This is a genomic window from Tenacibaculum sp. 190524A05c (assembly GCF_964036595.1).
In the GTDB taxonomy this organism is placed as follows: Bacteria; Bacteroidota; Bacteroidia; order Flavobacteriales; family Flavobacteriaceae; genus Polaribacter; species Polaribacter platacis.
This window is the reverse complement of sequence record NZ_OZ038523.1, coordinates 915,697-937,245: the sequence shown is the minus strand read 5'-3', so window position 1 is coordinate 937,245 and position 21,549 is coordinate 915,697. Positions and strand designations below refer to the sequence as shown.

26 protein-coding genes are annotated in these 21,549 nt (G+C 31.5%); 17 read left to right on the top strand and 9 right to left on the bottom strand.

What is annotated here, in order from left to right; genetic code table 11:
• The 10 genes from ABNT61_RS04225 (at position 1) to ABNT61_RS04180 (ending at position 7,055) form a co-directional block, all read left to right on the top strand.
• On the top strand, positions 1-417 hold the full coding sequence (locus ABNT61_RS04225) for an ADP-ribosylation/crystallin J1 (protein WP_348744981.1): 417 nt from the start codon (positions 1-3) through the stop codon (positions 415-417).
• The gene (locus tag ABNT61_RS04220) at positions 414-1,379 is read left to right on the top strand and encodes an ADP-ribosylglycohydrolase family protein (protein ID WP_348744980.1); all 966 of its coding nucleotides are present in this window, start codon (positions 414-416) and stop codon (positions 1,377-1,379) included. The genes ABNT61_RS04225 and ABNT61_RS04220 overlap by 4 nt, the downstream gene beginning before the upstream one ends.
• Entirely contained in the window at positions 1,376-1,888 is a 513-nt protein-coding gene (locus ABNT61_RS04215; protein ID WP_348744979.1) for an O-acetyl-ADP-ribose deacetylase, read from the top strand. Before ABNT61_RS04220 ends, ABNT61_RS04215 begins: the two co-directional genes overlap by 4 nt.
• Complete coding sequence (locus tag ABNT61_RS04210; protein WP_348744978.1) at positions 1,885-2,358, top strand: macro domain-containing protein; 474 nt, start codon at positions 1,885-1,887, stop codon at positions 2,356-2,358. Before ABNT61_RS04215 ends, ABNT61_RS04210 begins: the two co-directional genes overlap by 4 nt.
• A gap of 10 nt (positions 2,359-2,368) precedes the next feature.
• Positions 2,369-2,914 (top strand): RNA 2'-phosphotransferase, encoded by a 546-nt coding sequence (locus ABNT61_RS04205; protein WP_348744977.1) that lies wholly within the window; start codon positions 2,369-2,371, stop codon positions 2,912-2,914.
• Between the two features lies 1 nt (position 2,915).
• Positions 2,916-3,731 (top strand): SIR2 family NAD-dependent protein deacylase, encoded by an 816-nt coding sequence (locus ABNT61_RS04200; protein WP_348744976.1) that lies wholly within the window; start codon positions 2,916-2,918, stop codon positions 3,729-3,731.
• The gene (locus ABNT61_RS04195) at positions 3,728-4,486 is read left to right on the top strand and encodes a metallophosphoesterase family protein (RefSeq protein WP_348744975.1); all 759 of its coding nucleotides are present in this window, start codon (positions 3,728-3,730) and stop codon (positions 4,484-4,486) included. The genes ABNT61_RS04200 and ABNT61_RS04195 overlap by 4 nt, the downstream gene beginning before the upstream one ends.
• Positions 4,487-4,549: 63 nt before the next feature.
• Positions 4,550-5,095 carry an NADAR family protein gene (locus ABNT61_RS04190; RefSeq protein WP_348744974.1) on the top strand — a complete coding sequence of 182 codons (546 nt, stop codon included), beginning with the start codon at positions 4,550-4,552 and terminating at the stop codon, positions 5,093-5,095.
• A gap of 1 nt (position 5,096) precedes the next feature.
• Positions 5,097-5,528, top strand: a complete 432-nt coding sequence (locus ABNT61_RS04185; RefSeq protein WP_348744973.1) for a nucleoside 2-deoxyribosyltransferase domain-containing protein — start codon at positions 5,097-5,099, stop codon at positions 5,526-5,528.
• Between the two features lie 78 nt (positions 5,529-5,606).
• Positions 5,607-7,055 (top strand): nicotinate phosphoribosyltransferase, encoded by a 1,449-nt coding sequence (locus tag ABNT61_RS04180; protein WP_348745673.1) that lies wholly within the window; start codon positions 5,607-5,609, stop codon positions 7,053-7,055.
• A gap of 51 nt (positions 7,056-7,106) precedes the next feature.
• Here ABNT61_RS04180 and folD read toward each other — a convergent pair whose 3' ends face one another.
• From folD to ABNT61_RS04165, 3 genes are all read right to left on the bottom strand, one after another.
• Complete coding sequence (gene folD, locus ABNT61_RS04175) at positions 7,107-7,985, bottom strand: bifunctional methylenetetrahydrofolate dehydrogenase/methenyltetrahydrofolate cyclohydrolase FolD (RefSeq protein WP_348744972.1); 879 nt, start codon at positions 7,983-7,985, stop codon at positions 7,107-7,109.
• A 79-nt stretch (positions 7,986-8,064) separates the two neighbouring features.
• Positions 8,065-9,393 (bottom strand): signal recognition particle protein, encoded by a 1,329-nt coding sequence (gene ffh, locus ABNT61_RS04170; RefSeq protein WP_348712258.1) that lies wholly within the window; start codon positions 9,391-9,393, stop codon positions 8,065-8,067.
• Between the two features lie 42 nt (positions 9,394-9,435).
• A complete protein-coding gene (locus ABNT61_RS04165) occupies positions 9,436-9,963 on the bottom strand; it encodes a DinB family protein (protein ID WP_348712257.1) in 528 nt (175 codons plus the stop codon).
• A gap of 149 nt (positions 9,964-10,112) precedes the next feature.
• Here ABNT61_RS04165 and ABNT61_RS04160 point away from each other — a divergent pair, with 149 nt between their 5' ends.
• The 4 genes from ABNT61_RS04160 (at position 10,113) to ABNT61_RS04145 (ending at position 14,330) form a co-directional block, all read left to right on the top strand.
• Entirely contained in the window at positions 10,113-11,450 is a 1,338-nt protein-coding gene (locus tag ABNT61_RS04160) for a hypothetical protein (protein ID WP_348744971.1), read from the top strand.
• A gap of 92 nt (positions 11,451-11,542) precedes the next feature.
• Positions 11,543-12,547, top strand: coding sequence for a sensor histidine kinase (locus tag ABNT61_RS04155; RefSeq protein WP_348744970.1), 1,005 nt, complete (start codon positions 11,543-11,545; stop codon positions 12,545-12,547).
• Positions 12,544-13,572: a histidine kinase gene (locus ABNT61_RS04150; RefSeq protein ID WP_348744969.1), complete on the top strand. Its 1,029-nt coding sequence runs from the start codon at positions 12,544-12,546 to the stop codon at positions 13,570-13,572. The genes ABNT61_RS04155 and ABNT61_RS04150 overlap by 4 nt, the downstream gene beginning before the upstream one ends.
• Positions 13,573-13,574: 2 nt before the next feature.
• Entirely contained in the window at positions 13,575-14,330 is a 756-nt protein-coding gene (locus ABNT61_RS04145; RefSeq protein WP_348742073.1) for a LytTR family DNA-binding domain-containing protein, read from the top strand.
• Here the strand turns inward: ABNT61_RS04145 and ABNT61_RS04140 are convergent.
• Together ABNT61_RS04140 and ABNT61_RS04135 are read right to left on the bottom strand one after the other, a co-directional pair.
• Entirely contained in the window at positions 14,327-14,947 is a 621-nt protein-coding gene (locus tag ABNT61_RS04140; RefSeq protein ID WP_348744968.1) for a hypothetical protein, read from the bottom strand. The two genes, ABNT61_RS04145 and ABNT61_RS04140, sit on opposite strands and share 4 nt — an antisense overlap.
• Before the next feature lie 62 nt (positions 14,948-15,009).
• Positions 15,010-15,546, bottom strand: coding sequence for a GNAT family N-acetyltransferase (locus ABNT61_RS04135; protein ID WP_348744967.1), 537 nt, complete (start codon positions 15,544-15,546; stop codon positions 15,010-15,012).
• Between the two features lie 108 nt (positions 15,547-15,654).
• On the opposite strand from ABNT61_RS04135, the gene ABNT61_RS04130 reads away from it, so the two are divergent.
• The gene (locus ABNT61_RS04130; RefSeq protein WP_348744966.1) at positions 15,655-16,656 is read left to right on the top strand and encodes a LacI family DNA-binding transcriptional regulator; all 1,002 of its coding nucleotides are present in this window, start codon (positions 15,655-15,657) and stop codon (positions 16,654-16,656) included.
• Here ABNT61_RS04130 and ABNT61_RS04125 read toward each other — a convergent pair.
• The 3 genes from ABNT61_RS04125 to ABNT61_RS04115 are packed head-to-tail and all read right to left on the bottom strand — an operon-like array spanning position 16,651 to position 18,593.
• Entirely contained in the window at positions 16,651-17,202 is a 552-nt protein-coding gene (locus ABNT61_RS04125) for a DUF1572 family protein (RefSeq protein ID WP_348744965.1), read from the bottom strand. The genes ABNT61_RS04130 and ABNT61_RS04125 overlap by 6 nt on opposite strands.
• Before the next feature lie 36 nt (positions 17,203-17,238).
• Entirely contained in the window at positions 17,239-17,721 is a 483-nt protein-coding gene (gene msrB, locus ABNT61_RS04120) for a peptide-methionine (R)-S-oxide reductase MsrB (RefSeq protein WP_348744964.1), read from the bottom strand.
• Complete coding sequence (locus ABNT61_RS04115) at positions 17,718-18,593, bottom strand: alpha/beta hydrolase (RefSeq protein ID WP_348744963.1); 876 nt, start codon at positions 18,591-18,593, stop codon at positions 17,718-17,720. The genes msrB and ABNT61_RS04115 overlap by 4 nt, the downstream gene beginning before the upstream one ends.
• A 114-nt stretch (positions 18,594-18,707) precedes the next feature.
• Between ABNT61_RS04115 and ABNT61_RS04110 the strand changes: the two genes are divergently transcribed.
• Entirely contained in the window at positions 18,708-19,538 is an 831-nt protein-coding gene (locus tag ABNT61_RS04110) for a M48 family metallopeptidase (RefSeq protein ID WP_348742067.1), read from the top strand.
• A 61-nt stretch (positions 19,539-19,599) separates the two neighbouring features.
• Complete coding sequence (locus ABNT61_RS04105; RefSeq protein ID WP_348744962.1) at positions 19,600-20,898, top strand: MFS transporter; 1,299 nt, start codon at positions 19,600-19,602, stop codon at positions 20,896-20,898.
• Between the two features lie 50 nt (positions 20,899-20,948).
• Here ABNT61_RS04105 and ABNT61_RS04100 read toward each other — a convergent pair whose 3' ends face one another.
• The gene (locus ABNT61_RS04100; protein WP_348742065.1) at positions 20,949-21,527 is read right to left on the bottom strand and encodes a type 1 periplasmic binding fold superfamily protein; all 579 of its coding nucleotides are present in this window, start codon (positions 21,525-21,527) and stop codon (positions 20,949-20,951) included.
• Positions 21,528-21,549: the final 22 nt, after the last annotated feature.

The window sequence follows — 21,549 nt, the reverse complement described above, 5'->3', positions numbered from 1 at the left end:
ATGAAAACATTATATAGACCAGTAGGAGAGAAAGAAATGTTATTAATTGCTGAAAGTGGATTTAAAAATTTCCCTTCTCGTTTGGAACAACAACCAATTTTTTATCCTGTATTAAATGAAGAGTATGCTAGTGAAATAGCTGAAAAATGGAATACAACTGATCCTTTCGGTAATTTTTTAGGATTTGTAACTAAGTTTTCAATTACAGAAGAGGAATTTAATAAGTATCAAATAGAAAATGTTGGAGGAAAAATTCACAATGAATTGTGGGTGCCATCGGAAGATTTGGATGTTTTTAATTCAGCAATTGTTGGAGAAATAGAAGTTGTCAAAGTATATATAGGAAAAGAATATCAATCTTCAGATAGTACAATCATTAAAGAATTAATTGGGAAAATTGAAAGAATAGAAAAATGAAAAAGAAAATAGAAAAAACATTTTTAGGATTAGCTATAGGTGATGCTTTAGGAGTTCCTGTAGAATTTAAGTCAAGATTTGAATTACAGCAAAATCCTGTAAAGACAATGCGAGAGTTTGGTTCTCATCATCAACCTAGAGGAACTTGGAGTGATGATAGTTCTTTGACTTTTTGTTTAGCGGAAAGTTTATGTAAAGGTTATAATACGAAAACTATTGCCGCAAACTTTATGCGTTGGTACAGTGAGAATTATTGGACCGCACATGGTGAAGTTTTTGACATAGGAATTGCCACAAGTAAAGCTATAGACTCTTTTGCTAAAGGAACTCCACCAACATTGGCAGGTGGAACAGGTGAATTTGATAATGGAAATGGATCTCTAATGAGAATTAGTCCGTTGGTATTTTACATTAAAGATATGCCAATAGAAGAACGATTCCAAAAGGTAAAGGAAGTTTCATCAATTACACATGCTCATATTCGTTCTGTTTTGAGTTGTTTTATTTATGTTGAATTCATGTTAGAATTATTTAACGGAATAGACAAGTTTGAAGCTTACAAGAGCATGCAACTAACCGTAAATAAATTTCTAAACGAAAACGCGATTTGTTCACAAAAAGAAATCGATAACTTTCATAGAGTATTCGAGAATCCAATAGGTGATTATACAGTTGAGCGATTATATGAATTAGATGAAAAGCAAATTAGTGGTTCAGGGTATGTGTTAAATACGTTAGAAGCAAGTTTATGGACTTTCTTGACTACAGATTCATATGCTGATGCAGTTTTAAAGGCGGTGAATTTAGGAGAAGATACTGACACTACCGCTTGCGTTACCGGAGCTTTAGCCGGATTGTATTATGAAGAAGAAAGCATACCAAAAAGTTGGTTGAATGATTTAGTAAAAAGAGAAGAGATTATTGATTTATCTTATCGATTTTCTAAAAGTTTAGAAAGATGAAAATAGAAGTAATACAAGGCGATATTACAAAAGTTGAAGTTGATGTGATTGTCAATGCTGCTAATTCAAGTTTACTTGGAGGAGGAGGCGTAGATGGAGCAATTCATAGAGCTGGCGGATCAAAAATTCTTGAGGATTGTCAGAAAATTAGAAATAGACAAGGAAAATGTAAAACAGGAGAAGCAGTTATTACAATAGCGGGTAATTTGCCAGCAAAAAAAGTGATTCATACAGTTGGACCAGTATATAATGGAGGTCAACGATTAGAAAAGGAAAAAGAGTTATTGGCTAACTGTTACAAGCATAGTTTAGAACTTGCTAAAGAGAATAATTTTGAAAGCATAGCATTTCCCAATATAAGTACTGGAATTTATAAGTTTCCAAAAGAGTTGGCTGCTCAAATTGCCATAAAAACGGTTAGAGAGAATTTAGTTTTAGAAAAGGTAATTTTTGTCTGTTTTGATGATGAGAATTATAAGATTTATAAAAATTATTTAGAAAAAGAATGAAGGAAATTAAATATATAGAAGGAGATGCAACGCAACCACAAGGTAAAGAGAATAAAATTATAGTTCATGTTTGCAATGATATAGGAGGCTGGGGAAAAGGATTTGTTGTAGCAATTTCAAAGCGTTGGCCAGAACCCGAGCAAAAGTATAGAGAATGGTTTAAATCTGGAGAAAATTTTGAATTAGGTAAAGTTCAATTTGTACAAGTGGAAGATAATTTGTGGGTGGCAAATTTAATTGGTCAACGAAAAATAAGAAAAGATGAATTTGGAAATCCGCCAGTTCGATATGATGCTATTAATTTAGGAATGGAAAAAGTGGCAAAAAAGGCAAAAGAATTAAATGCATCTGTTCACATGCCAAGAATTGGTTGTGGTTTGGCAGGAGGAAAGTGGAAACATATAGAACCTATTTTAAAACAGAATCTAAGTAAAGAAAATATTGAAGTCATCGTGTATGACTTTAAATAAAAATAGAAAAATGAACGAAAAAGAAATAAAAAGAATAAGTAAATTTCTAAGTCTGCTGTTACGACATCAACCAGAAACAATTGGTTTGAATTTAGATGAAAATGGATGGGCAGATGTTGAAGAATTAATTCATAAATCGAAAAAAAGACGAATGCATTTTTCGATATCAGATTTAGAAAAAGTAGTGGCAGAAAATGATAAACAACGCTTTAGTTTTAATGAAGATAAATCTAAAATTAGGGCGAATCAAGGTCATTCTATTAAGAATATAAATCTGGAGTTTGAAGCTATTGAGCCACCAGAAAATTTATATCATGGAACCGTTGAAAAGTTTTTAGAATCTATAAAAGCAAATGGCCTTCAAAAAATGAACAGACAACATGTACATTTAAGTGAAGACTTAATAACAGCCACAAAAGTTGGAAGCAGAAGAGGAAAACCAATAATCTTGGTGATCAACTCAGGTTTGATGTTTCGTGAAGGTTACGAATTTTATAAATCTAAAAATGGGGTTTGGTTAACACATCAAGTTCCTAGCAAATTTATACAGTTTTAATATGAAAGAGTTAAAGAATATATTACAAGAAGTACAAACTAAAAAATCAAGAAATTATATTACGTTCTTAACTGGAGCAGGAATATCCTCAGCTAGTGGAATTCCTACTTACAGAGGAAGCGATGGTATTTGGATTAAAGGAACAAAATATTATAAACCTGAATCATTTGGAACTTTTGAGCACTTTTCTAAAAATGCTGATGAAGTATGGCAATACACTTTTTTCAGGAAAAAAATGTTTTCTGAAGCTAAACCGAATGATTCACATTATTTATTAAAAGGAATTGAAGATTGTATTCCTGATAAATTTAATTTGATTACACAGAATATCGACAATCTACATCAAAGAGCAGGTAGCAAAAAAGTTTATGAAATACATGGTAACTTAAGAGAAATGAGATGCTCAGAAGAATGTTCAAAAGACGTGTATGAAATGCCAAATATACCACTAAAAAATATTGATGAGGATTTGACTTATGATGAGAAAAAGTTATTATTCTGTCCAAAATGTGGAGAAGATACTAGACCAAATATATTATGGTTTGATGAATTTTATAATGAAAGAAACTTTAAATTAGATACTACCTTAAAGATTGCGAAAAATTCGGGGCTATTAATAATATTAGGTAGCTCAGGAGCCACTAACTTACCAAATGCTCTTGTACAACAAACTATAAAGTATGGAGGATATGTTATTGATGTAAATCTTGAGGATAATAATTTTACAGAAAACTTTATTAGTAAGAAAAACTTTTTCAAATTTAGAGGTGATATTAAAGAGTTTTTGGAATTGTTTAAGAATTTAATGAAAGGATGAGAACATTCACAATAGGAGACATACATGGAGGTTTAAAAGCCTTGAAACAACTTATATCTAAGTTGGATTTAACAGCTAATGATGTACTTATTTTCTTAGGTGATTATGTTGATGGTTGGAGTGAGTCTGCTCAGGTTTTAGAGTATCTAATTGAATTGGATAAAAGTCATAAATGTATTTTCATTAAAGGAAATCATGATGTGTATTGCGAAAATTGGTTAAAAAGCGGCGTGAAGCCTGACAAATGGTTATTCCACGGTGGAAAGAATACAATTACCAGTTACTATGAGTATTCTGAAAATCAGAAGAACGAACATTTACAATTCTTGGAGCGTATGAAGCTTTTTCATGTAGATGATGAAAATAGGTTGTTTATACATGCAGGATTTACCTCTATGCATGGTCCATATCAAGAAGTTTATGAATCGAACTACACTTGGGATAGAACTTTGTGGGAAATGGCCTTAACCATGGATAAACGAATAAAGAAGGATTCTCTATTATTTCCAAAACGTTTATTACTGTTTAATGAAATTTATATCGGACATACACCAACAACAAATTACAATGTATTGGAACCAATGCAAGGCTGTAATGTTTGGAATGTCGATACTGGTGCAGCGTTTAAAGGAAGTTTAACTGCATTAAATATTGAAACCAAAGAGTTTGTTCAAACCGATCCTGTTTATCTTTTATATCCAGAAGAAGCAGGAAGGAATGAGCGTCCTCATAAGGAAGAAGTGAAAAACATCTAGTTCATAAAATAATTAGTTGAGTTAGTTATATGTTGTTTTTAAATAGAAGAAAGAAAAAAAGTTATGAAATATTCAAACCGTACAATACAAGACAAGTATAATCACGATGAAAATTTAAAGTTTTTGTTTTTTTGGGGACATCAACCCAATAAAGATGGAAGTGCAGGTAAAGGTTGTTTTAGTCAATGGTGGGAATCAGATTTTGAAATAGATGGAATAGTTTATAAATCAGCTGAACATTTTATGATGGCCGAAAAGGCTCGATTATTTAATGATCAAGAAAGTCTGACAAAAATAATAGAATCAAAACATCCACATGATGCGAAGAAATTGGGAAGAAAAGTATTGAATTTTGATCCTAAAACTTGGGATAAACATAAGTTCGATATTGTTGTTAAAGGCAATTTAGCAAAGTTTTCTCAGGATGATGAATTAAAGAAATTCTTAATTCAAACGAATGATCGTATTCTCGTAGAGGCAAGTCCTGTTGATAATATCTGGGGAATTGGAATGGCAGTAGATAATGAAAATGTGATGAATCCAAATTTATGGAAAGGTCATAATTTATTAGGTTATGCTTTGATGGAAGTACGTGATCAACTTCAATAGTATGAGAGTATTTACTGCAAAAGATAAACTACCTGTAAAGAATGAAGATGAAACTTTTTGTTTTCTAGCAGGTAGTATCGATTTTAAGGAATCTACATCTTGGAGAGATACAATAATTAAAGGAAGCTCTAAGAATACGATCTTTTTTGATCCTACAAGAGAAGATCATGATACACTCGATAATCAGGAAATGGTGTGTCATATTCACTGGGAATTAGAAGCATTAGAATTAGCGGATATGATCATTCTTAATTTTCTTCCAGAAGCTAAATCTCCAATTTCACTGGTTGAATTTGGGTTATACATGAAATCAAATAAACTTATTGTTGTATGTCCAAAAGAATTTTACCAATACCGTTATGTGAGTACAATTTGTGATAGATATAACACATCAATATATCATAATCTTCAAGAAGTTTTTAAATATGTGTAAATAATACGCAAAATAATTTGAAAGATAGATTTATTCTTTTATATTTGTGTTGTTATTACGCAAAAACAAATTATTATGATGAATCCATTATTATATACAGACGGTTACAAAGTAGATCACAGAAGACAATATCCAGATAATACAACCTTAGTATATTCAAACTGGACACCAAGAAAAAGTAGAATAGAAGGAGTGAATGAGGTAGTATTTTTCGGATTACAATACTTCATTAAGAAATATGTGATTCAAGAATTCAATCAGAACTTTTTTCAACAACCTAAAGAACAAATTCTAGAAAAATATGCTAATAGAATAAATAACTATTTAGGTGAAAATAAAGTAGGTGTAGAGCATATTGGAGCTTTACACGATCTAGGTTTCTTACCAATTGTAATCAAAGCATTGCCAGAAGGTGCTTCAGTTCCAATTCGAGTTCCAATGTTTACTATGTATAATACATTACCTGAGTTTTTCTGGTTAACAAACTATTTTGAAACACTGCTATCAACAACTATTTGGATGCCATGTAATTCTGCTACAATTGCCAAGCAATACAGAAAAATATTGGATGCATATGCGAAAGAAACCTCAAGTATTCCTGAATTTGTAGATTGGCAAGGGCACGATTTCTCAATGAGAGGAATGGCAGGATTAGAAGCAGCTGTTTTGTCAGCTTCAGGTCACTTATTAAGTTTTACAGGAACTGACACAATTCCGGCTATAGATTTTCTAGAGGAATATTACAATGCTAATGCAAATGAAGAACTTGTTGGAGGATCAGTTGCTGCAACGGAACACTCTGTTATGTGTATGGGAACAAATAGTGGAGAAGAAGAAACATTTAAAAGATTAATTACAGAAGTTTATCCTAATGGAATTGTTTCTATTGTTTCTGATACTTGGGATTTATGGAAAGTGCTAACAGAATATCTACCGAATTTAAAAGAAGAAGTTTTAAGTCGAGATGGAAAAGTTGTTATTCGTCCAGATAGTGGTGATCCTGTAGATATTATTTGTGGTAACCCAAATGGTACAACAGAAGTTGAACAAAAAGGTGTAATTCAGCTACTTTGGGAAGTGTTTGGAGGTGAAATAAATGAAAAAGGGTTTAAAGAATTAGATCCACATATTGGAGCTATTTATGGAGATAGTATTACAATAGAAAGAGCAACACAAATTTGTGAGCGATTAAAGCAAAATGGATTTGCTTCTACTAATGTTGTGTTAGGAATTGGTTCTTTTACGTATCAGTATAACACGAGAGATACTTTTGGTTTTGCTATGAAAGCAACTTACGGAGAAGTTAATGGAGAAGGAAGAGCTATTTATAAAGATCCAATAACGGATGATGGAACTAAAAAATCGGCAAAAGGTTTATTGAAAATAATAAAAGAAGAAGGAAAATATCAATTAATCGATGAAGTGAGTTGGGCAGAAGAACAAGAAGGAGAATTAAGAGAAGTATTTAGAGATGGTAAATTATTAATTGATGATTCTTTATTAGAAATTAGAAAGCGAGTAAACTAAAAAAGGGAAGCATTTAGCTTCCCTTTTTTAGTTTTTATATATCGATCTTCTTTATGAATTTCTTCGCTTATTTGCTATTAACGTATTTTTTAATAACATCGCAATGGTCATCGGTCCAACTCCACCAGGAACAGGTGTAATGAAAGATGATTTTTCAGCTACTTCGTCAAAAGCAACATCTCCAACTAATCTGAAACCACTTTTCTTAGAAGGATCTGCAACTCTAGTAATTCCAACATCAATAATTACGGCTCCATCTTTTACCATTTCACCTTTTAAGAATTCTGGAATTCCTAAAGCCGCTACAATAATATCTGCTTCTTTAGTTATTTCTTCTAAGTTTTTCGTTCTACTATGTGTTAATGTAACCGTCGCATTTCCAACTTTTCTTTTTTGAGATAATAAAATACTCATCGGACTTCCAACAATGTGGCTACGACCAATTACAACAACGTTCTTTCCCGAAGTTTCAACTTCATAACGTTCTAATAATTCTAAAATTCCAAAAGGAGTAGCAGAAATAAAAGTTGGTAAGTTTAAAGCCATTCTACCAACGTTTTCAGGATGGAATCCATCCACATCTTTAGCAGGATCAACAGCTAATAATACTTTTTGTTCATCAATATGTTTTGGTAATGGTAACTGAACGATAAAACCGTCAATATCATTATCAACATTTAAAATTTCAATTTCATTCAAAAGTTCAGCTTCTGTAGTTTCTTCGGGAAGTTGAATTAAAGTAGATTCAAAGCCTACGCGTTCACAAGCTTTCACTTTTGCATTTACGTAAGTTAAACTAGCTCCGTCATTTCCTACAATAATAGCAGCTAAGTGCGGTGCTTTTTTTTCGTTTCTTTTTAATTCACCTACTTCTAAAGCGATTTCCTCTTTAATGTCTGCAGAAGTTTTCTTTCCGTCTAATAAAATCATTGTTGTGTGTTAGTGTGTTGTGTGTATATATGTCTAAATAAAAAAGAGAAGCGCACACTTCTCTTTTAGTTCTATTTTTTTATCTCATTCCTCGCATCATTTGCATCATGCGTTTTCCGCCTCCGCCTTGCATCATCTTCATCATTTTGCTCATCTGATCAAACTGCTTCATTAGCTGATTTACTTCTTGCACGGATGTACCAGATCCTTTCGCGATTCTTTTCTTTCTACTTGCATTAATTAAAGAAGGCTTACTTCTTTCATCAGGAGTCATAGAATATATGATCGCTTCAATTCCTTTGAAAGCGTCGTCGTCAATATCCATTCCTTTTAATGCTTTTCCAGCTCCAGGAATCATTCCAACTAAGTCTTTCATGCTTCCCATTTTCTTTATTTGCTGAATTTGGTTTAAGAAATCATCAAAACCAAACTGATTTTTAGCAATCTTCTTTTGAAGTTTTCTTGCTTCAGCTTCATCGTATTGTTCTTGAGCACGTTCTACTAACGATACAACGTCTCCCATTCCAAGAATACGATCTGCCATACGATCTGGGTGGAAAACATCAATTGCATCCATTTTCTCACCTGTACCGATAAACTTAATTGGTTTGTCTACAACAGACTTAATAGATAAAGCAGCTCCACCACGAGTATCACCATCTAACTTTGTAAGTACAACACCATCAAAATTTAAAACATCATTAAAGGCTTTTGCCGTATTTACAGCATCTTGACCTGTCATAGAATCTACAACAAATAATGTTTCATTAGGAGTAACAGCTTTATGAATATTCGAGATCTCTGTCATCATTTCCTCATCAACAGCTAAACGACCAGCGGTATCTATAATAACCACATTCTTTCCGTTTGCTTTTGCATGCTTAATTGCATTTTGAGAAATTTCAACAGGATTTTGATTTCCTACTTCAGCATAAACTTCAACACCAATTTGTTCACCAACTACTTGTAACTGGTTTATAGCGGCAGGACGATACACATCACAACCAACTAATAAAACTTGTTTTGTTTTCTTCGTTTTAAGGAAATTAGCAAGTTTACCCGAGAAAGTAGTTTTACCCGAACCTTGTAAACCAGACATTAAAATAACTGTTGGAGATCCACCTAGGTTAATACCAACAGTATCACCACCCATTAACTCTGTTAATTCATCCTTAACAATTTTTACCATTAATTGGCCAGGGTTTAACGTAGTCAATACGTCTGCTCCCATAGCTTTTTCCTTAACAGTATTTGTAAATTGCTTTGCTATTTTAAAGTTAACATCGGCATCTAGTAAGGCTCTACGAACTTCTTTTAACGTTTCTGCAACGTTAACTTCATTAATCTTTCCGTGTCCTTTCAGCGTATGTAACGCCTTATCTAATTTTTCGCTTAAATTATTAAACATTGGTGTCTGCTACATTTTTTTAGAGGCACAAATATAGGTATTTCAAGAGTAGTTTTCAATTAAATCTTTAGTATGATGTTCAGTATGATAAGCGGTCCACATAATTATTTCTCTTAGAGGCATTTTACCCATTAAAGGATGCGGAACAATAAGATTATCTAACTTGCTATCGCTCATCTTATTGGTTTTATATTGTAACTTCTTGTTTTGTACATTAAGTGTTCTTAACAAGTGTTTGAATTTTTTCTCAGTAGGTGTTGATACAGCAGCATTATAATTCTTTGCTTTTTCTTTATTTTCAACCAATTTATCTTGATATCGTTGTACAACTTGTTCGTAAGGTCTAACTTCTCGATTAGCTTTTCCAAACTTATATTTTAAGACAAATGAAGGAAAACTAAGAGCATGATTCAGTTTTTTGATAGAATCTACTAAATGTTGAATATGCTGACCTGTTGTCCATTTTCCTTCCGGACCATTTTCCCAGTAATTTTGTTCTTGCTTATTTAACCAATTAAATAATTCTTGATGCTTTTCTTCTAGTAAATTATTTATTGCTTTTTTCTCCATAATACGTTAGAATATTTCATTTAAAGATATGAAATTTATGAAGTTTTACAATTGACTACATAAAAACTACAGTTGACTACATTTTGTTTTTTTAGGTTGTATTCCCGTCCTACTTTTGAAGTGTAATTAAAAACAAAAAAAGAGTACATATGAAAACCAAAACAATTTTACTAACCGTTTTACTAACTGTTTTTAGTGTTTTGTTCACTACAAATAGTTTTGCACAAAGTACTGTTGTATACAGTTCAAATTCATCGAAAAGAATTGGGAATTTTTCTATTGATATTAAAGGAAAAGGTGATTTCAAAATAGAATATGAAGGCGATATTGTGTTATCTGATGATGATAAAGATATTGTTTCAATTTCTAGAGGAGGATTCATTGAAATTAAAAAATCAAGCTTTGGAAAAAAGAGAAGAGTTGTAATTGAAGCCGAAAGCGGAACTCTTAAGAAACGTTATTTCGTTGGTTGGAGTGAAAAAAGCTATGAACCAGAAGGAAAAGCTTGGTTGGCAGAAATTCTTCCAGAAATTATTAGAAATACGACTATTGGAGCCGAAGCTCGTGTAAAGAGATTCTATAATAGAGGAGGAGCAAATGCTGTTTTAAAAGAAATTGAAAGATTAGAGAGTGACTATGTAAGTTCTGCTTATTTCTCTTATCTAATGGATTACAATTTAAATGCCTCAGAATTAACTAGAGTTGTTGAAATTGCAGGAAATCAAATTGATTCAGATTACTATTTAGCTCAGTTATTACAGAAAAATCAACGTGCATTTTTAGGAAACTCTCAAACATTATCTGCTTACATAAAGGCTACGAGAAATATACAGTCGGATTATTACATGTCTCAAGTTTTAAATAAAGCTGTGAAAAATGATGAGATTTCAGATGATCAATTAGGAGATTTATTACAGATTTCTAAAAACATTCAGTCAGATTATTATTTATCTCAGGTTCTTGGGAAAATATTGGATAGTCGTGAATTAAATAAATCTAATATGGAAAAGATAATGAGCCTTTCGAATAGCATTAGTTCAGATTATTATAAGAGCCAAGTTCTAAAGAAAGCATTGAAAAAGAATAATCTTTCAGATAAAAACTATAAAACCTTTATTTCTTCTATTGATGATGTAGGTTCAGATTACTACTCTTCAAGTATTATTGAGGATTTATTAAAGAAAAATTTAGATAATGCATCATTAACTCAATTGTTAGATTTAATCAATAAAAATGTGGGTTCAGATTATTATGCTAGTTCACTTTATAAAAAGTTAGCAAAGAAAAAATTATCTGAAGATCAATTAATCAAAGTGCTAGACTCTTTAAGTAATGTTAACTCGAGTAGCTATTTATCAAGTGCATTGATTGCTTTTGCACCAAATGTTAAGAATGCTTCTCAGAGAGTTAAAGATGCCTATATGAGAAGAGCAAAATCAATAAACTCGGATTTATATTTCGGGAGAGCTATGAAAGCTATATACTAATAGCAACTAAAACTAAGGTGATTGAATTTCTTAACGATATTTAATTACCTTAGTTAACCAATCAAAAATCAACTCAACGAACTTTAACTAACATGAAAAAGCATATTCTTATCATAACTATTGGAATTCTATTAGGTTTTCTTGTAGGTTATTATATGCTTGTAAGTGAGCAAAATGCTAATGTAAATTCATTAGTATTATTAGGTAGCTCTATGCTAGGAGTTGTGGTAGCTTATTTAAATTACTTTATTTCAATTTTCTTAGATAAAGTAATGCCTTGGAAAATATATGAAGGTTCAAGATTGTTTACCGGTGTTATCTCACACTTTATACTTTCTCTTTGTATAGTTCTATTGGGATTTTATATTTATTCATCAATAAATAGTGAAGTTTCGTTTTTTACTACATATAAGCTGACTAATATTAAGCTTGGGATTTTATTATTCTTGATTTCTATTGTTTTTCAAGTAGTCTATTTTGTATTGTACTCATATTATTCATATTCAATTTTACAAATTGAAACAGTTAAACTAGAGAGAAATCAAGTAGAACATCAATTGAATGCCTTAAAATCTCAAATTAGTCCACATTTTCTTTTTAATGGACTAAATACGGCTTCTTCATTAATTCATAAAGATGAAAATAAAGCATCATTATTTATAAGAAAATTAGCTCAAATGTATGCTAATGTTTTAAAGAGTTATTCGAACAAATTAACTACTCTGAACAAAGAATTGGAACTAGTAGATTCGTATAATTTTCTAATTTCTAATCGCTTTGGAACTAAGTATAGTTGTGAGATTTTAATTGATGGTGAAATTTTGAATACCAAAATTCCACCATTAGCTTTAGAAATGTTAGTGGAAAATGCTGTAAAACATAATGTTTTGAGTGAAGAATCTCCACTTAAAGTTAAAATTACTAATGACGATCAATTTATTTATGTTGAAAATAATATCACGTCAACTCCTAAAAAAGTAGCATCACTTCAAATAGGATTAAAGAATATAAATACGAGATATGTTTTATTGACAGGAAAAGGAGTTGTCATCACAAACGGAAATAGGTTTCTAGTAAAATTGCCAATTATTCGATGAAAAAGTTATTTGTACATAAACCATTATTTCGTCTTCTAAGTCCTGTTTTTAGTGGAGTAATTGTGTATTTGCTCATTCTGTTGGTCAATAATAATGTAGCTCAAATTCAGAATGAATTCCTTGGTGAAGAGTTATATGTATGTATTGGAATGTCATACATAATTCAAGAATTTTCTAGAGTTTTATTATTACTATTTAAACGATTTTCGTTTTTGAACGATGCAGTTTTATCCATTGTTTTACAGGTTGTTGTGTCCATTGTTTTGAGTATCGTTGTGGTAACCATATGTATTACTATTTATTATAAGCAAGTACTTGGTTTTTCTCCAAACTCAGAAGAACTTTGGCTTTTTAATAGCGTATTCAGTGTAATTACCATGATCTACATATTGCTATTTATAAGTCATCAATATTTGCATAAAATCAACAGCGAGAAGTTAAAAGAAGAACAAGAGTATTTAGCGCATATAGAACAAGATTTCAAAGAATTTAAACAAGGAATAAATCCAGATTTACTATTTGAAAGCCTGGAGAATTTATTGGTGTTGATAAAACAGGATAAGGAAAAGGCAGATGATTTTATAGATTATTTAGCTACGATTTATAGGTATATCTTATCAAGTAAACAAAAGCAGTTAGTTGGATTAACAGAGGAGTTGGAGAATACTGAGGAGTTAGTCAAGTTATTCAATTACTTGCCTTATAGAAATGTATCTCTTGTTAATCGCATAAAAACATCATTTTTAATTGTACCCAGAAGCTTGTTGTTTATGGTTGAACAAATAATTAGAACTACCATAATTTCTTCTAATATTAATTTAGAAATCGAGCTGAATGAAGAAATAGATTTTTTTACAATTAGTTATCTCACAAACGATAAAATCACAGAAGTATTCTCAGCTAAAAACTATAAAGAGATAGAAAGAGTGTACGCAATTTACAGTAAAAGTACGATCGATGTTACTACTTCTGACTACAAACGAACTATTAAAATACCCAAACTAACTATTAAAAGTAACGCATAACTATGAAAGTAATTATTGTAGAAGATGAAGTATTGGCCGTTGAAAAATTGGAGCGCTATCTTCTAAAATACAATTCAACTATTGAAATTGTTGAGAAATTAGATAGTATTTCTAGTGCTGTAGACTATTTTCAAACGAATACCGATTTTGATGTAGTTTTTATGGATATTCAACTTACTGATGGATTAAGTTTTGAGATTTTTAATCAATTAACCATTAAAAAACCTATTATTTTCATCACAGCTTTTGATGAGTATGCCATTGATGCGTTCAAGGTAAATAGTATAGATTATATTTTAAAACCTATTACGTTTACTGATATTTCTAAAGCAATGTCTAAGTTAGAATCTATGCAAAACTTATTTGCTGCTAAAGAAGTGTTATCTAAAGTGGTAAATGATATCACCAAAAGAAAAACCAAAGATCGATTTTTAGTCCGTTTAGGAAATCATATTCATTCCATTAAAACCAATGAAATAGCTTTGTTTTATGCTGAAGGAAGAACAGTTCATTTGATCACTTTACAAAACAAAAAGTTTATCGTTGATTTTAAACTAGAAGAACTTACAGAACTATTAGAACAATCTATATTTTACAGAGTAAACCGTAGTTTCATTATTAATATTAATGCTATTAAAGATGTGGTTGTTTATTCTAATAGTCGTTTAAAAATATCTCCCACAATAACCGTTGAAAAAGAAATTGTTGTTAGTAGAGAGAAAGTGGCACTTTTTAAAAATTGGTTTGAAGGAAATTAATGTAATTTTCCTCGTTGTAATTTTCCATGCTTTTTAACTCCAATAACTAAACCAACTACACCAATAATTAAAAAGGACAAAGTAATAGGTAGTAGAGTAGTGGCACTAGCAAATATTTTGGCCGCTATGGTTAAAACGAAAAATAGTATTCCTAAAATAGTCCAAAGTGAATCATTCTCTAATCGTAATTCGGATTGAAAACTTGGTTTTTTGTTCACTAGTATTTTCAAAGTATTCCAATCCCAAGCGATCAAAATAAAGTTTGCGAAAAGCATTAATCCTGTAATAACTGGAGTTCCTCTAAAATCGTAAGATATTGTAATAACAAACACATTTGCTATGATTGGCAGAAAGAGTAAGGCTCCTAATTTAGCATATTTTTGTGTCATCAGTATTAACCCAGCAATTAATTGACTAAGACCTAAAAATTTCCAATATAATCCTGATTGATACATGGTTTCAAAAAAATGCCATGCAGTATTTATTGGATTTTCGGTACCACTATCTGTAGTAAATCGTAAACCTTGTATTTTAACGATACTGGCAAATACAAATGCAAAACCAATTATATATCTAAGGTAAATTATAAAGAGCTGTGGAAATAGTTTGTTTTTCATTTTAAAAAGACTTGGTTACTTAAAATGAAAGACGATAAACAACTTTAAATGTTACTTAGTAATTAATTCTTAGTTATTTCGAACAATACACATTCTTCTATTTTTGGAAAATCTGTTAGTAATGGATGATTAAAAGATTTTACTTTTTCCATACCAATTTTCTTCATAACTGTTATCGAAGGAATATTTATTGATGGAGCTACGGAAACTATCTTTTCTAATTGAATTGTTTCAAAACCATAATGTAAACAAGCTCTCGCTCCTTCAGTGGCGTATCCTTTTCCCCAATATTTTGGTAGAACTCTCCAACCAATATCTACAGATGGATTAAAGTCAATCTCATAAGTTTGTTCAGAAATTCCAATGAAACCAATGAACTCTTCAGTTTCTAAAAGATCAACAGCAAAATAACAGAATTTGTTTTTCTCAAATTGGTTCTGCATACGTCCAATAAATTCAGCACATTGCTCTTTAGTTTGAGCTGAGGGAAAATAACGCATTACCTCTTGATTTGAATTTAGTTTGAAAAGTAAATCAACATCATCTGCTTTCCAATTTCTAAATCCCAATCTCTCTGAAGTGAAAATGTAAGTGTTCATTTGGTAGAAAATAATTGAAAAATTACAAAACTAAGTCCTTCTTTATTTCTTTACTAATTTTAAATTGATAAATTTACAGCATACCAATTAGTCAAATTTTCTGATTTTATGAAAAAAAGTATCACGCTTAAGGAATTAGCCAAATTATTAAAAGTATCGGTTTCTACAGTTTCAAAAGCACTTAATGATAGTCATGAAATAAGTGAATCAACAAAGAGAAAAGTTGAAGAAGCTGCGAAACTTCATAACTATAAACCAAACAGAGCGGCATTAAACTTAAAATCAGGAAAAACAAATACAATTGGTGTTGTACTGCCTAGTATCAAAAACTTCTTTTTAGCTCGTGCTTTAAGAGGGATAGAATCAGTAATTGCGAACACAGATTATAATATTATAATTTCTATCACTAATGAATCTCATGAAAAAGAGGTGAAATCTGTTGAAGCATTAACCAATGGAATGGTAGACGGATTAATAATTTCAGTATCAGAAGAAACTCAGGTTTTGCAGGAGTTTTCTCATTTGAATGAAATTCCTGACGATATTCATGTTTTAATGTTTGATAGAGTTGAGAATTCAGTTCAGTGTGATAAAGTTTTGGTTGATGATTATGATGCTATTTTAAAAGCTGTTAGAGATCTTAAGTTCAAAGGAAGAAACAAAATTGTTTTAGCTTCTACTATCAATAAGTTAAGTGTTGGTCAACTTAGAACAAGAGGATATATTGATGGAATTAAGGATCAACACGAACCAATTTTAATTGAAGGTCCTGAAGATTTTGTTGAAGTAAAAATGAATCGTTTGTTGCAAGAGCAAGAAATCGAAGCAATTATTGCTTTAGATGAAGAAGCTTCTTTAGCATCATTCAGAGCAGGGAAGAAGAACGGTGTTTTAGAAAATGGTAAGGTGTTTTTAATTGGATATGCAGGGAAAACAATGTCAGAGCATTTAACACCTAGTTTAACTACGATTGATCAACACGGTAAAAAAGTCGGACGTACATCAGCTAAATTGTTATTGGAAAGACTTAAAAAACCGAAAAGAGATATTCAACAAATTGTTGTGGATTCTACACTAAGAGAAAGAGATACAACCTTAAAAAGATCATAAATCATCGGTAAAATGCTTTCTTGATTTTTCTTTTGAGAATTTATCTTGATTGTAAGCTTGTGATTTTCCTTTCGGAATGGAGAGCGATTTCCAATTTTGATCTAACATTATTTTTGCTAAAAATACGATTTGACCGACATGGTAGGAGTAATGACACAACTGTCTATTAATTGCTTCAGTTACTGAATGACCATGATTTCGAATATAAATTATTCGCTCTAAATCTTTTTCAGTTAAAGGATTGATGGCTTTGAATAAACAATTCCAACCTTCATTCCAATAGGCGATTACTTCCTCTTTAGTTTCAAAAGAATCCATAAATTCTTCATCGCGATTTCTCCAATCCTTTTCTCCATCTTCAGTGAGAAAATTTGTCCATCTAGAAAGCATATTTCCAGCAATATGTTTTACCATAATTGCGATAGAATTATTTTCTTCATTTGGATGCCAGAAAAAATGATCATCTTTGAGTTGAGTAAAGGTTTTATCACCTAAACTTTTATAATATTCAAATTGTTTTTTAACACTATTCAAATAAGAAGACATAAAAAAAGAGTTGAAAATTATCAACTCTAATATACGTTATTTTTTATTCGGAACGAATTCTAAGGCGACTCCATTTATACAATCTCGAAGTCCAGTAGTTTCTCTTGGCCCGTCATTAAATCTGTGACCCAAATGTCCACCGCACGTATTACATTTTAATTCTGTTCTGGCGTAACCGATTTTGTAATCTGTATCAGTTTCAATATTCTTTTCTATCGCCTTATCGAAAGATGGCCAACCACTTCCTGAGTCATATTTTCGTTCAGATTTATAAAGAGGTGTTTTACAACCAGCACAAACAAAAGTTCCTTTTTCTTTAAAGTAATTAAATTTACTTGTATTAGGACGTTCTGTACCTGCTTCTCTAAGTACATAATATTGCATTGGCGTCAATGCTTTTTTCCATTCCTGACGTGTTTTCTCAACTTTGTATTTTTTCTTAGTTTTTGAATCTTGTGCAGTAGTTTGACAACTGATGAAGAATCCAATAAGAGATAGGCATAAAACTAAATTTTTCATGTATTACTTTTAATGAATGAAACAACTCTGCTGGTTGTATTTTTATCACGTAGAATCTTTGTGTGTCCTAATCCATTAGTGATTAAAATTGAACCATTTTTTAAGTTTTGACGTATACTGTAGGCACAACTTACAGGAACATCTCCATCAAATGAGTCATGAATTATAAGAGCTGGAATATCAACTAATTTAGCTTGTTTAGAACTTGAGTAGTCATCAATATCAACTTGTAGTTTTTTATCGAAGCGTTTTTTCATTTTATCAGCAATTTTAGGTTTGATCTCTAGATTACCGATAAAGTTTCTAATAATTGCAGAAATGGTATCTCCTGAACCAATACTAACCATTGTTTTAATATCGAATCCTTGTGCAACTGCAGTGTATAAACTCATTCCTCCTAATGAGTGTCCAACAGCAGCTTCAAAAGGTCCTAATTCGGATTCAATTTTATGAATGGCTTCTACAAACTCTGGCATCGATGAACTTTTCCCTTGAGAATTTCCATGAGCAGGAGCATCAAAAGAAATAACCATATATCCATTTTCTAAAAGTTTATCGGCAATCATAAACAACTGTGTGCTTCTTCCAGACCAACCATGAACAAGTAAAACTTTCTTTGTAGAAAAACCGTATGTCAGTACTTCAATTTCACAATTTAAACTGTCAATAACAAGCTTACTTTTTTGCGCACTTTCCCACATCATTTTTTCTCTTTTCGGAGTAGGGAATTTAACTGGAGTTGAAAATAGTTTAGAAGAGAACCAAGTAACTAATCCATGTGAAAAAAACTGAATCGTTTTTGCAAGAATTTTTATCGGTTTAGGTATAGCAATACTAGCTGGAATTAATCTGTCTTTCGGTGCTTGAATCATAAAAGATGATAAATTTTCATTGTAAAGATAGAATTTGTATTTTTAAATTATATACTAAGAGTGACTTTTTCCCAGTTAATGAGTCATATACATATAGAATCAAAACAAAACAAAATGAGAAGAATTTTAGCCCTACTATTTATATCAGTATTTCTTGTGGAATGTAGCACTGTTCCTATTACAGGAAGAAAACGATTAAATTTTGTGAGTGATGCACAAATATTACCAATGAGCTTTCAGCAGTATGATGGATTTTTAAAGGAAAACAAGAGTAAAATTATTACGAATACTTCTCAAGCAAAAGAATTGAAAACTATTGGTAAAAATATCGCTGCGGCTGTAGATCGATTTATGAGAGCAAATGGTATGCAAGCAGAGGCTAATTCTTACAAGTGGGAGTTCAATTTAATAAATGATCCAACAATTAACGCATGGTGTATGCCAGGTGGGAAAGTGGTTTTTTATACGGGTATTATGCCAATCTGTGCGAATACCGATGGTGTAGCAGCTGTAATGGGACATGAGGTTGCACATGCTTTTGCTAAACACGGACAAGAACGTATGTCGTCAGCTCAAATCCAGCAATTAGGTGGAGTAGCAGTTGCTATTGGAACTCAGAATAATAAAAATGCTCAGTTATGGAATATGGCCTATGGCGTTGGTTCTTCTTTAGGAATGTTAAAGTTCAGTAGAACGCATGAAACAGAAGCTGATAAGTTAGGTTTAGTATTTATGATAATGGCTGGATATAGAGGAGAAGAGGCAGTTAATGTTTGGGTTCGAATGAGTGAAAATGCTCAAAAGAGCGGAAGAAAAGCTCCACCAGAGTTTTTAAGTACGCATCCACATAATCAAACAAGAATTGTTGATTTAAGAAATTATTTACCTGAAGCTACAAGGTTAGCAGCTAAATTTAATCAGCAAACAGCAGCTCCGAGAAAATAAAATAATCTTATAAAAATATTCAAAACCGTTCTTTTTAGAACGGTTTTTTTATTTTAGACGTATGTATAAAATTGGAGACAAAAAATTAATTAACCGTTGGGCCTTTTATGATTGGGCCAATTCAGTATATTCTTTAGTAATTAGTACCGCAATATTTCCCATATACTATGGAGAAGTAACCAAAGGGAAAATTGTTCATTTTTTAGGAATTGATTGGGAACATCCTGAAAGTTTATATAGCTACGCAATGTCTTTTTCCTTTTTAATTGTGGCATTTATGTCCCCAATTTTGTCGGGTATTGCGGATTATACTGGTAGTAAGAAAAAGTTTTTAAGATTCTTCTGTACGTTCGGTAGTTTGGCAGTTATGAGTTTATACTTTTTTGAAGATTGTGAAACTACTTGGATTGGAATTGTAGCATCAATTCTGGCGAGTATAGGATTTTGGTCGAGTATTGTGTTTTATAATGCCTATTTACCTGAAGTAGCTTTACCAGAGCAGCAAGATGCTGCTAGTGCAAGAGGTTTTATCTATGGATATATTGGTTCTATAATTCTTTTGGTGATTTGTTTGGTTTTAGTTCAAATGCCGAATCTTTTTGGAATTGAATCAGCAGGACAAGCTTCAAGAATTTCTTTTGTTCTTGTTGGAATTTGGTGGGTTGGTTTTGCTCAAGTTACCTTAAGCAAACTTCCGAAAAGGAAGTTTAAGAATAAACTTGAAAATAATTATTTATGGAAAGGATTTCAAGAGTTAAAGAATGTATACAAGGAAATAAAACAATACGAAACGCTAAAAGGATTTTTAGTAGCCTTCTTCTTATGTAGTGTGGGAGTGCAAACCATTATTATTATGGCTGCATTTTTTGGTTCTAACGAATTGGAACTTCCTAGTCAAGATATGATTGTAACCATTTTACTAATTCAGATTGTGGCTATTTTAGGTGCTAAATTCTTTTCAAGATTATCTGAAAAGAAAGGGAACTTTTATGCCTTAAGAATCACTATTGTTGTTTGGATGGTAGTTTGTTTTTGTGCGTTTATGTTGCATAAAGGAATTCCTAATGTTGGATACTATTTTTATAGCTTAGGAGGATTATTAGGATTTGTTTTAGGTGCTGTGCAATCTTTAACAAGATCTACATATTCTAAGTTATTACCAGAAACTGATGATCACGCGACCTATTTTAGTTTTTATGATGTTACAGAGAAAATTGCAATTGTAACGGGAACTTTAGTGTATGGATTGTTAAATGCAATTACGAATTCAATGCAATGGAGTGTTTTATCGCTCGCAATATTCTTTTTAGCTTCTCTACTCGTTTTAAATAGACTTAAAAAGACAAAATATGTATCATAAAAAAAGAGCTTCATAACGAAGCTCTTTTTTGTTTTTATAAAATACTAGATTTATAGTACTGCTGGGTTAGTAACAGTAACATTAAATGTAGCTTCAATATCAGTTTCACCTCCAGCGTTAGTAATATCTCCACCGCTTACCCCAGTAGCTGTTTTATTTGGCTCGTGACGTAAAGTAACTGTAACAGTACCAGTACCAGCAGCTCCAGTAGCTACAGAAAAATTGATACCTACAGGATTACCGTTTGAGTCATTTGTTCCTGCATAAGTAAATGTTGGAGAAATACCAGTAGCACTATAGAAAAATTGGTGCTCATCAGCTTCTTCAGCAACTTCAGTGGTAACATTTTCAGCAGGATCTTCAGTTTCGTTTAATAAAACAATAGCTCCTGTATATGTAGTATTTGCTAATAAGTTACCAGATACTGTTACTACAGGTGCGTTTGGTCCGTCTCCATCTAAATCTCTTGTTTGAAGAGTTACTGCCGATCCAGTAGCTGGAGTTAAAGTAATTGTCATTGTTGTAATAACCTCTTCTTCGTTAGTTGGAGTTGGGTTTTCATCATCAGAACATGAAGCAAAAGTAATAGCTGATATACACGCAATAGCTAATAATTTGATTGTTTTCATAATTGTATATTTAATTTAAGTG